Source organism: Bradyrhizobium sp. (assembly GCF_035570375.1).
Classification (GTDB): domain Bacteria; phylum Pseudomonadota; class Alphaproteobacteria; order Rhizobiales; family Xanthobacteraceae; genus Bradyrhizobium.
Genome location: NZ_DATMLW010000069.1, coordinates 1 through 10,062 on the forward strand (window position 1 = coordinate 1; position 10,062 = coordinate 10,062).

General features: G+C 62.1%; 11 protein-coding genes, 1 tRNA gene and 1 pseudogene. 1 reads left to right on the top strand and 12 read right to left on the bottom strand.

The genetic code is table 11. From position 1 onward, the window contains the following. Positions 1 to 96: 96 nt before the first annotated feature. The 7 genes from VNX23_RS07430 to VNX23_RS07460 form a co-directional block, all read right to left on the bottom strand. Positions 97 to 174 (bottom strand) — tRNA-Pro (locus VNX23_RS07430). 96 nt (positions 175 to 270) lie between these two features. Next, entirely contained in the window at positions 271 to 843 is a 573-nt protein-coding gene (locus VNX23_RS07435) for a MerR family transcriptional regulator (RefSeq protein WP_325628620.1), read from the bottom strand. Between the two features lie 51 nt (positions 844 to 894). Then, positions 895 to 1,215: an integration host factor subunit alpha gene (locus VNX23_RS07440; protein ID WP_325628622.1), complete on the bottom strand. Its 321-nt coding sequence runs from the start codon at positions 1,213 to 1,215 to the stop codon at positions 895 to 897. Between the two features lie 133 nt (positions 1,216 to 1,348). Next, the gene (locus VNX23_RS07445) at positions 1,349 to 2,326 is read right to left on the bottom strand and encodes a beta-ketoacyl-ACP synthase III (protein WP_325628624.1); all 978 of its coding nucleotides are present in this window, start codon (positions 2,324 to 2,326) and stop codon (positions 1,349 to 1,351) included. Next, complete coding sequence (gene plsX, locus VNX23_RS07450) at positions 2,323 to 3,396, bottom strand: phosphate acyltransferase PlsX (protein WP_325628626.1); 1,074 nt, start codon at positions 3,394 to 3,396, stop codon at positions 2,323 to 2,325. Before plsX ends, VNX23_RS07445 begins: the two co-directional genes overlap by 4 nt. 281 nt (positions 3,397 to 3,677) lie before the next feature. Beyond that, on the bottom strand, positions 3,678 to 4,268 hold the full coding sequence (locus VNX23_RS07455) for a DUF177 domain-containing protein (RefSeq protein ID WP_325628628.1): 591 nt from the start codon (positions 4,266 to 4,268) through the stop codon (positions 3,678 to 3,680). Continuing rightward, the gene (locus VNX23_RS07460) at positions 4,265 to 4,840 is read right to left on the bottom strand and encodes a ubiquinol-cytochrome C chaperone family protein (protein ID WP_325628636.1); all 576 of its coding nucleotides are present in this window, start codon (positions 4,838 to 4,840) and stop codon (positions 4,265 to 4,267) included. Before VNX23_RS07460 ends, VNX23_RS07455 begins: the two co-directional genes overlap by 4 nt. 107 nt (positions 4,841 to 4,947) lie before the next feature. Here VNX23_RS07460 and VNX23_RS07465 point away from each other — a divergent pair, with 107 nt between their 5' ends. Further along, on the top strand, positions 4,948 to 5,427 hold the full coding sequence (locus tag VNX23_RS07465) for an outer membrane protein assembly factor BamE (RefSeq protein WP_414642957.1): 480 nt from the start codon (positions 4,948 to 4,950) through the stop codon (positions 5,425 to 5,427). A gap of 130 nt (positions 5,428 to 5,557) precedes the next feature. Here the strand turns inward: VNX23_RS07465 and VNX23_RS07470 are convergent, their stop codons facing one another. The 5 genes and pseudogenes from VNX23_RS07470 to VNX23_RS07490 form a co-directional block, all read right to left on the bottom strand. Continuing rightward, a complete protein-coding gene (locus VNX23_RS07470) occupies positions 5,558 to 7,678 on the bottom strand; it encodes a sodium-translocating pyrophosphatase (RefSeq protein WP_325628630.1) in 2,121 nt (706 codons plus the stop codon). 215 nt (positions 7,679 to 7,893) lie between these two features. Next, positions 7,894 to 8,895 carry a thiamine-phosphate kinase gene (thiL, locus tag VNX23_RS07475; protein ID WP_325628632.1) on the bottom strand — a complete coding sequence of 334 codons (1,002 nt, stop codon included), beginning with the start codon at positions 8,893 to 8,895 and terminating at the stop codon, positions 7,894 to 7,896. 2 nt (positions 8,896 to 8,897) lie between these two features. Further along, complete coding sequence (gene nusB, locus VNX23_RS07480) at positions 8,898 to 9,410, bottom strand: transcription antitermination factor NusB (protein ID WP_325628633.1); 513 nt, start codon at positions 9,408 to 9,410, stop codon at positions 8,898 to 8,900. Positions 9,411 to 9,412: 2 nt separating this feature from the next. After that, entirely contained in the window at positions 9,413 to 9,904 is a 492-nt protein-coding gene (ribH, locus tag VNX23_RS07485; protein ID WP_325628634.1) for a 6,7-dimethyl-8-ribityllumazine synthase, read from the bottom strand. A gap of 73 nt (positions 9,905 to 9,977) precedes the next feature. Continuing rightward, a pseudogene (locus VNX23_RS07490) lies at positions 9,978 to 10,062 on the bottom strand (riboflavin synthase); the annotation flags it as partial.

Here is a 10,062-nt window from a genome sequence, read left to right on the forward strand (position 1 = left end):
AAAGTTCACGCCGCGACATTCGTCGCTTCCCATGGTCTTCCCGACGGCAATGCTAGGGAAGATTTGACACTCAAAACCATCTAAGTTTGATCTAACTGGTCGGAGCGGCGAGATTTGAACTCGCGACCCCTAGTCTCCCAGACTAGTGCGCTAACCGGGCTGCGCCACGCTCCGTTGCCGTTCCCTTAGCTTCGATCAGGCCGGCGCGCAAGACAGGCGATGGGCCACACGCGGCAGCCCCCAGCGGGTCGACGATCCGGTTCGGACCCCTCAACCGTCCTTGAGCACCGCATCGAGCATTTGCCGGCAGGCGATCAGATCCTCCAGCACGGCCTTGAGGCGTACCGCGTCAAATGCGGGTGACAGTTCGACCACGCCCGGGATCGCGTCTTCGTCAAAATCCTCGCCATCAGCCTCGAGGTTTCGGGCACGGCGGGCCAGGCGGGGAACCCCGCTCTCCTCGGCGCTTTCATAATCATCGTCATCGAGATCGGCTGGAGTCGCCGCGTCGTCATCCTCGAGGATGCTTTGCCCGATGACCTCTTCGATTGCGCCGAACGAGGCTACTGCGGACGCATCCGCCAGCCGCTGCACCGAGGCGATGCCGTGTTCTTTAAGAATGCGCTGCACGCCGCGAATGGTGTAACCCTCGCCGTAGAGCAGACGGCGGATGCCCCGCAAAAGATCGATATCATCGGGGCGATAATAGCGGCGTCCGCCGCTCCGCTTCATCGGTTTGATCTGAGAAAACCGCGTCTCCCAGAAACGCAGCACGTGCTGGGGAATATCGAGGTCTTCGGCGACCTCGCTGATGGTTCGGAACGCATCCGGCGCCTTGTCCAAACGCTCCCCTCCTCTTTCGCTCGCTCCGGTGAAAGGACCGAACTGTCCGCCCTAACCTTCGCCGTTGCCGGTTTTGTGGCCATTGATTCGCTGTTTCAGGATGGCCGATGGTTTGAACACCATCACGCGACGCGGCGAGATCGGCACCTCGGTGCCGGTCTTCGGATTGCGGCCGATCCGCTGTCCCTTCTTGCGAACCATGAACGAGCCGAATGAAGAGAGCTTCACCGTCTCGCCCTTCTCAAGGCAATCGGTAATCTCCTTCAATACAAGCTCGACAAACGCAGATGATTCCGTGCGCGATAAGCCCACCTTCTGGTAGACGGCTTCGCACAGATCGACACGTGTGACGGTTTTTCCGGTTCCACTCATCGCCTGCCCCTCACGGCGAACAAGATCAATTCGTATCTGAAATTAAGAGCTTAACCACCGACGGTCAACAGCGCACATCAATGCATTAGCATGAAAGAAGGCAGGTAAACTATATCCAATTTTAAGCACCCGCTCACCAGCGCACCAGCGCCGAACCCCATGTGAAACCGCCTCCCATGGCTTCGAACAGGACCAGATCCCCCTTCTTCACGCGTCCGTCCGCGACCGCAACGCACAGCGCCAGCGGAATCGAGGCGGCGGAGGTGTTGCCGTGCTGATCCACTGTGAGCACGACTTTCTGCGGCGCAATATGCAGCTTATGGGCCGAAGCATCGATGATTCGCTTGTTGGCCTGGTGGGGTATGAACCAGTCGAGGTCGTCTGCGCTCGTGCCCGTGGCCTCGAAGGCATCGACGATCACGTCGGTGATCATGCCCACCGCGTGCTTGAACACTTCACGGCCCTCCATGCGCAGGTAACCCACCGTGCGCGTCGAGGATGGGCCGCCGTCGACATAGAGCTTCGATTTGTGCCGCCCGTCGGAGCGCAAATGGGTGGTCAAAACGCCACGATCTGAGGACAGCCCCGGCTGCGGCTGGGCCTCGAGCACGACGGCGCCCGCGCCGTCACCGAACAGCACGCAGGTGCCGCGGTCGCTCCAGTCAAGAATGCGTGAGAACGTCTCCGCGCCGATCACCAGCGCGCGCTTGAACGAGCCGGTACGCAGGAAATTATCAGCGGTGGCGAGCGCGAAGACAAATCCCGAGCAGACCGCTTGCAGATCGAACGCTGCGCCGTGGTGAATCCCAAGTCCGTCCTGGACCGTTACCGCCGTCGCCGGGAAGGTGCTGTCGGGCGTCGAGGTCGCCAGCACAATGAGATCAATCGACTGTGCATCCACTTTCGCATCCGCGAGCGCCGATCGCGCGGCATGAATCGCAAGGTGCGAGGTGAATTCGCCCTCGGCAGCAATATGGCGCTGGCGAATGCCGGTGCGCTGCACGATCCACTCGTCGTAAGTGTCTATGCGCTGTGCCAGTTCAGCATTGGTCAGGATCCGCTCCGGCAAATAAGCGCCGCAGCCGAGCACGACCGAGCGTAGTGCAGTCACGAGACAGCCTCCTGAGCGGTCGGCGCTTGGGCAAGCGCGCTGCCGTCGCGGTTGAGCATCTGAATGATCTTGTTGATGAGGTCGTAGCGGACCATCTCATAGCCAACATCGACGGCGTAGGCAAAGCCTTCGGCGTCGGTTCCGCCGTGGCTTTTGACGACCACGCCTTTGAGACCGAGCATCACGCCGCCGTTGGATTTGTTGGGATCGAGCTTGTCGCGCAGCGCCTTGAAAGCATTTTTGGCGAGCAAATAACCGATTTTGGAGATAAGGCTGCGCGAGAGCGCGCCGCGCAGGAATTCGTTAATCTGGCGCGCGGTGCCCTCGGCCGCTTTCAAGGCGATATTGCCGCTGAAGCCTTCGGCGACGATGACGTCGGCGGCGCCCTGGCCGATCCCATCGCCTTCGACGAAACCGACATATTCGAGCTGGGGCAGATTCATCGCGCGCAACAGTTCGGCGGCTTCCCGAATTTCCTCGCGTCCTTTGATTTCCTCGACCCCGATATTGAGCAGGCCGACGGTCGGCCTCTCGAGATTGAACAGCACGCTCGCCATGGCGCTGCCGAGCACCGCCAGCGTCACCAGATGCCGCGCATCCCCTCCGATGGTCGCACCGAGGTCAAGCACGACCGAGTCGCCGCGCATCGTGGGCCAAACGGCGGCGATCGCCGGACTGTCGACGCCGGGCAGCGTGCGCAGGCAGAACCGCGCCATCGCCATCAGGGCGCCTGTGTTGCCGGCGGAAACCGCGACATCGGCCTCGCCTTTTTTCACGGATTCGATCGCAAGCCACATCGAGGAGGCGCGCGCGCCGATCTTGCGGCCACGGCGCAACGCCTGGCTCGGCTTGTCGTGCATGCTCACGGCAACATCGGTATGAATAATGCGGGCTACCTTCTTCAATCCGGCATGATGCGCCAGTTGCGGCTCGATGACTGCACGATCGCCGAACAGCAGGAATTCGGCGTCAGGATGTCGTGTCAAAAAAATCGCGGCGCCGGGAATGACGACGGATGCGCCGACGTCGCCACCCATGGCGTCAAGCGCGATTCGAACCTTTTGAGGCATGAACGTCCCGGAAACCTACTCTCTTGCGGGCTTAAAATATTGGGCCGCGGAAATCGCCGCGGTTTGCGGCAATCGGCCAAGCGCCACGCTGTACCCCGGCCGGGCCGCGACAATAGCGTTTCCCCGTCCCGACACAACCTCTTCACCATGTCCTTTTACGGGCCGATCGGCGCCGGGGCAGAACCGGAATATGTGAATAAAACCAAATAATTCAACACACTAATGGAGATTTCGAACGAGCCCCCGAAATCGGGTCCGCGGCGCAGGGTCCTTTGCGCGAACTAGCCGTCCTTGCCGCGGTCGGGCGTCTTGGGCTGTTTCCCGGAGCCCGGTGGGTTGGAATCACCGCGCAGCGCCTTGAGCGCCGCAAACGGGTGATCCTCGGGATCGGCGGCCTCCACATGCGGTTCAAAAACCGCGCCGGGCTTGCGCGGGTACGGATCCACCGCAAGGAACAACGCGTCGGTGGCGAGCCGGCCAAGATCGATCACGCCATTGATGATCGGCTCCGGCGGATCCGGAATTTCGGTATCGCTCTCGGCAGCCTCCTCGACCAGATCGGAGAGCTGAGAAATCTGCTCAGGCGGAGCGAACATTAAATCAATGTCTTCGTCGATTTCGCTCTCTATCGGATCGAGCGTGACCACGCAGGTCTGGCCAATCCGTGCCCGCACCCGGCCCGTCACATGGACGCGATCGCCACGCTTGAGCATCAGATCGAGCGAGGCGCTCGCCGACAAAACATTGCGCAAACCTGCGACCTCGGCCATCGCCTCTCGCTCGGCTCGATCAGCCTCGAATTCGCTGTGCAAGCCGGTGTCCGGTATTTGCGCGACCGTGACAGGGACGCTCCAGGGATCTTTCGTGTTCATCCTTCCAGCCGTTTCTGCCCGTCGCTCTCATTGCCCGACTGCACCGGGCAGGGAAACTTCCAGGCCGCGCCAAAGATCGTTGCCTCGTCGAGATTGGTCAAACCTTCAATCGCACTTTCGACATAAGTGGCAAGCCGTCGGGCGTTTTCCATGCCCTCTCCGTCGAGGATATTCCTGCACAAGGCCTGCGCGAGCGGTTCCTTGGTCGATGCAAAAGCCACGTCGTAGGCCGCGCAGCGCCCGTAGAAGGCTTCTCCGAAGCTCCGCATTCTCCTGGGAACCGCGAGATCGCCGACGCCCATCTCTCGCAGATTGGCATCCATGTCCTCGCAAAACCGGTCAAAGAGCGCCTGAGAGATGGTCGTACCGCTGCCGGTGGTCCTCAACCGCCGCAAAATCATCCATAAATGCAGCACCAGGACATCGAAACGACCATTAACTGTGTCCGGTACACCCAGATCCCGGTAGAACGACGGTTCTCGCGCTTGCGTCACGATCATGCCATAGATGGCCTCAATGGTGCCGTGCAGGGGCGTCCGGGATTTCCTGAAGTGATTGAAGGGCCAAAGCATTGTGGGTTCCGCAAGCGAGCCCTCCGGGCCCGCTTCTATTGCAATCGTACGTCGCGCCCGGTACGTCAACGCGTCGGGTGACGCAAGGGGATGGGACCGTTTCCGGCATGATCGAACCCAGTCATACGTGTTCTCGGCTTGGCCCTGCGGCCACCTGGCGCCGCCTGCGAATGGTCGCGGCGATCACCTTTGCGTGTGCCGTGCTGAGCGGCTGCGGCGAGCAGTTCCAGAAAGGCTACGTCCTGGCACCGGGCGCGCTTGAGCAAATACCGATCGGGGCGAGCCAGGATCAGGTGCTCATCGTGATGGGGACACCCTCCACGGTCGCAACCCTCAACGGCGAGGTTTTCTATTACATTTCCCAGCGCTCCGAACGGCCGATCGCGTTCATGAACGACAAGATCGTCGACCAGCGTGTCATCGCGATCTATTTCGACAAGAAGCGCCAGGTGCGACGGATCGCCAACTATGGACTGAAGGACGGCGCGATCTTCGACTTCATCAGCCGCACGACACCGACCTCGGGCCAGGAAATCAACTATGTGGCACCATTGTTCAAGGCCCTCAACATCGGCCAGGGTCAATGAGGTAAATTCAAGCTTCTCGCAGCGGGGTTGATCCGCCCGTCGCCCCTCTGTCCTCGTCGTCCTCGTCCTCGTTTAATAAAACCCCGCGGGCTTGCGTCCCGCGGGGTTTTTGTCATGCATTTGAATCCGTTCAGTGCGCGAGGACGGCCAGCAGCAGCAGCGCAACGATGTTGGTGATCTTGATCATGGGGTTCACGGCCGGACCAGCCGTGTCCTTGTAGGGATCGCCGACGGTATCGCCCGTCACGGCCGCCTTGTGGGCATCCGACCCCTTGCCGCCGTAATGACCGTCCTCGATGTACTTTTTCGCGTTATCCCAGGCGCCGCCGCCCGAGGTCATCGAGATCGCGACGAACAGGCCGGTCACGATCACGCCTAACAGCATCGCGCCGACCGCAGAGAATGCCGCCGACTTGCCAGCCGCGCCGCCGCCCGCAATCCAGTAGATCACAAAATAGACGACGATCGGTGACAGCACGGGCAGCAATGAGGGAACGATCATTTCCTTGATCGCCGCCTTGGTCAGGAGGTCGACGGCCTTGCCGTAATCCGGCTTGTCGGTGCCCTGCATGATGCCGGGCTTGTCGCGGAACTGACGGCGCACTTCCTCGACGATCGCACCAGCCGCGCGGCCGACCGCGGTCATGCCGAGCGCGCCGAACAGATAAGGCAACAACCCGCCGAACAACAGACCCACGACGACGTAGGGGTTGTTCAGCGAGAAATCCGGATTGACCCCGTTGAAGTAGGCGTTGCCGGCCCCTCCCCCGATGAAGAATTTGAGGTCCTGGTTATAGGCAGCAAACAAAACCAGCGCGCCAAGACCGGCGGAGCCGATCGCATAACCCTTGGTCACCGCTTTGGTGGTGTTGCCGACCGCGTCAAGCGCATCCGTTGCCTTGCGGACCTCCTTCGGCAAGCCGGCCATTTCGGCGATGCCGCCGGCATTGTCGGTGACCGGGCCGAAGGCGTCGAGCGCGACGATCATGCCGGCCAGCGCCAGCATCGTCGTGGTCGCGATCGCAATCCCGAACAGGCCACAAAGGCTGTAGGTGACGAGAATGCCGGCGATGATGACGATCGCGGGCATGGCCGTTGCTTCCATCGAGATCGCCAGCCCCTGGATCACGTTGGTGCCGTGACCGGTGACGGAAGCCGCTGCGATCGACTTGACCGGGCGAAAGTCGGTGCCGGTGTAGTATTCGGTGATCCAGATGATCAGGCCGGTGACGACAAGGCCGACGATGCCACATTCAAACAGCGCCATGCCGGTGTACTCGACGCCGGGGAGCTTGCCGAACCCGATCAGCCAGTAGATGACGCCAGCGACGCCCGCGAGCGAGAATACGCCGGTCGCGATCAGCCCTTTGTAAAGTGCGCCCATGATCGACTGGTTGGCGCCGAGCTTGACGAAAAAGGTGCCGATGATCGAGGTGATGATGCAGATGCCGCCGATCGCGAGCGGCAGCGTCATCATGTTCAGCAGAACCGGCGTCTTGGCAAAGAAGATCGCCGCCAGCACCATGGTGGCGACCGTGGTCACCGCGTAGGTTTCGAACAGGTCGGCGGCCATGCCGGCGCAGTCGCCGACATTGTCACCGACGTTGTCGGCAATGGTGGCAGGGTTGCGCGGATCGTCCTCGGGGATTCCGGCCTCGACCTTGCCGACGAGATCGCCGCCGACGTCAGCACCCTTGGTGAAGATGCCGCCACCGAGACGGGCGAAGATCGAAATCAGCGAAGCGCCGAAACCCAGCGCCACCAGCGCATCGACCACGGTGCGGCTGTCCGGTGCAAGGTGCCGCGAGAAGGTGAGGAAGCCGAAATAAAGCGTCACGCCCAGCAAGGCGAGACCGGCAACCAGAAGGCCGGTGATAGCGCCCGCCTTGAAGGCGAGTTCAAGCCCGCCAGCAAGCGAGGTGGTCGCGGCCTGCGCGGTGCGCACGTTGGCGCGCACCGAGACGTTCATGCCGATGAAGCCGGCCGCGCCCGACAGTACCGCGCCGATGGCGTATCCGACCGCGACCAGCGTGCCGAGGAAGTAGACGAGCAGCGCGAAGATGACGATTCCCACCATCGCGATCGTCAGATACTGGCGACGGAGATAGGCCTGCGCGCCCTCGCGCACGGCACTCGCAATCTCCTGCATGCGCGGACTGCCGGCATCCGATTTCAAAACGGACGAAGTCGCCCAGATGGCGTAGACGATGGAAAGCGCTCCACAGAGCACAATCAACCATAATGCTGTCATTGAATTTGCCTCGGATCTATCTTGATGCCCACCTGACGCCATTCGCCGCGGGAGGCGGCGGGCGCATAAAAAGAAAGGCCTGCCCTGCCCAACAAGGCGGCCTCAAATCGGGCCGGACCATGCCAAAATCGTATCCCCGGCGCAACGTCATGCAGCGTTAAAACGACCGATTTCGGCAGGTATTTGCGCGCGAGCCGGCCGTTTTCGGTAAAATCCTAGAAATGGCTGTAGGCGAGATGGGCCAGCGGGACGTCCCGGCCCTGCGCGTCCAGAAATTTCGGCTCCGATGCCCCGGAAATCACGATCCCGATCGAACTCACCGCCACTCCGGCAAGCCCGGCGGCTTCCGCGAAGGCATCGAAGCGGCTTTCCGGTATGGCGCACAAGATCTCATAGTCGTCGCCGCCCGAGACAAGGGCCTCGATGCCGACGGCGCGGCGCGCGAGCACTGCGGCTGCAGCCGCCGACAGGGGGATGCTCGCGACATCGATGGCGGCTGAAACGCCAGATGCGGCACAGAGCTTGGCGAGATCGCCGGCAAGACCATCGGACACGTCGATCGCAGCGCTGGCATGATCGCGGACCGCCTTTGCGAGGGAGTTGCGCGGTTGGGGAACCCGATAGCGCCCAACCAGCATTTCCCTGGCACCGGCATTGTCCGCCAGGACCGACGCCGCCGCGCCGCCCCTGATGATGTCGAGGCCAAGCGCGGCATCGCCGATCGTTCCCGTCACAGCGATGCGATCGCCGGGTCTGGCACCGCTGCGGTGGACGATGCTGCCAGGCGGCACATGCCCGAACGCCGAGATCGAAACCATGATCGGACCTGGCGTCGAGACCGTCTCGCCGCCGAGCAGCGGACAGCCATATTGCCTGGCGTCCTCGCCGAGCCCGCGCGCGAAAGGCGTGAGCCAGGCCTCGTCGGCCTCGCGCAATGCCAGTGTCAGCAGAAAACCCGCAGGCGCTGCGCCCTTGGCGGCGAGGTCGGACAAATTCCTTCGCAGCGCTTTGCGCGCGACCGCCTCCGGTGGATCATCGGAGAGAAAATGCACGCCTTCCACGATCGCATCGGTCTTCAACACGAGATCGTCGCGTGACGGTTTGAGGATCGCTGCATCGTCGAGCAGGCCGAATGCCCCCGGGTCGGTCGCGAGCGGCTTGAAATACCGCGCGATCAACGCGTCCTCACCGGATGGACCTGCGCCGGGAGCGGTCATATTCAGCCACCGGCCCGTGCGAACTCATCGGCGCGGAACCGTCGCGCGATCTGATCGAGCACCGCATTCACCATGCCCGTCTCCTCGGTTTCGACAAAGGCGTGGGCGACGTCGACATATTCCGAGACCACGACGCGGCCCGGCACGTCCTTGCGACGTTCCAGTTCATAGGCGCCGGCGCGCAACACCGCGCGCAGGATGGCATCGATCCGCTTAAGCGGCCAGCCTCGCGACAGCGCGTCGTCGATCAAGGGATCGAGGTTCGCCTGATCGCGCACCACGCCCGAGACGATGTCGCGGAAGAAGGCAGCTTCCGCCGGCAGATATTTCTCCCCTTCGACCTCGCCGCCGAGCCAATGACTTTCGAACTCGGCGAAAATGTCGTTGATGCCCGCGCCGGCAATATCCATCTGGTAGAGCGCCTGCACGGCGGCAAGACGCGCGGCACCGCGCCGGTTGGCTTTCCTTTCCGCCCCCTTTTTAGGCTTTCTTGCCGGTTTCTTGTCTTCCGCCATGATCAGGCCCGCGCCAGGGTGCGTTTGATCCGCAACATCGCGATAGCTGCGCGCGCGGCGTCGCCGCCCTTGTCGAGTTCGCTTGCGCGCGCGCGAGCCCATGCCTGCGCTTCGGTATTGACCGTGATGATGCCGTTACCCAGCGGTATCCTTCGCGCCACCGCCAGATCCATCAGGCTGCGCGAGGATTCCATCGATACGATTTCAAAATGGATGGTTTCACCCCTGATGACACAACCCAGCGCGACCACCAGGTCGAACGGTTTGCCTTTGCTCTCGCCCGCATCGAGCGCGATCGCGATCGCGGCCGGGATTTCCAGCGCGCCCGGCACGGTAATTACCTCATGCGTGACGCCGGCCGCCTTCAGTTCGGCAACCGCGCCTTCGAGCAGCTCGTCCTGAATGTCGTCATAGAAGCGCGCCTCGACGATCAGCGCGCGGGCGCCGGAAATGTCGGTCTGGTCCTTCAGCGGGGCGCGACGCGCGTCTGCCATTTAAATGCCAATCTGCAAAACACTTGCGAGTTGTGCTGCTTTTAGGCGCGACAACCCGCAAAGCCAAGGGCCGCTATTTCATTTCCGTCAGCCGCGCGGCGTAACGCGCCATCAAATCGACCTCGATATTGACCTCGCTGACTGCGCGCCAGGACGAC

Excerpts from the sequence above, each read along its gene's own strand:
- VNX23_RS07440 (WP_325628622.1), bottom strand. The coding sequence starts at position 1,215 with ATGAGTGGAACCGGAAAAACCGTCACACGTGTCGATCTGTGCGAAGCC.
- plsX (WP_325628626.1), bottom strand. The coding sequence starts at position 3,396 with ATGCCTCAAAAGGTTCGAATCGCGCTTGACGCCATGGGTGGCGACGTC.
- VNX23_RS07455 (WP_325628628.1), bottom strand. The coding sequence starts at position 4,268 with ATGAACACGAAAGATCCCTGGAGCGTCCCTGTCACGGTCGCGCAAATA.
- VNX23_RS07460 (WP_325628636.1), bottom strand. The coding sequence starts at position 4,840 with ATGCTTTGGCCCTTCAATCACTTCAGGAAATCCCGGACGCCCCTGCAC.
- VNX23_RS07465 (WP_414642957.1), top strand. The coding sequence starts at position 4,948 with ATGATCGAACCCAGTCATACGTGTTCTCGGCTTGGCCCTGCGGCCACC.
- VNX23_RS07470 (WP_325628630.1), bottom strand. The coding sequence starts at position 7,678 with ATGACAGCATTATGGTTGATTGTGCTCTGTGGAGCGCTTTCCATCGTC.
- thiL (WP_325628632.1), bottom strand. The coding sequence starts at position 8,895 with ATGACCGCTCCCGGCGCAGGTCCATCCGGTGAGGACGCGTTGATCGCG.
- nusB (WP_325628633.1), bottom strand. The coding sequence starts at position 9,410 with ATGGCGGAAGACAAGAAACCGGCAAGAAAGCCTAAAAAGGGGGCGGAA.
- ribH (WP_325628634.1), bottom strand. The coding sequence starts at position 9,904 with ATGGCAGACGCGCGTCGCGCCCCGCTGAAGGACCAGACCGACATTTCC.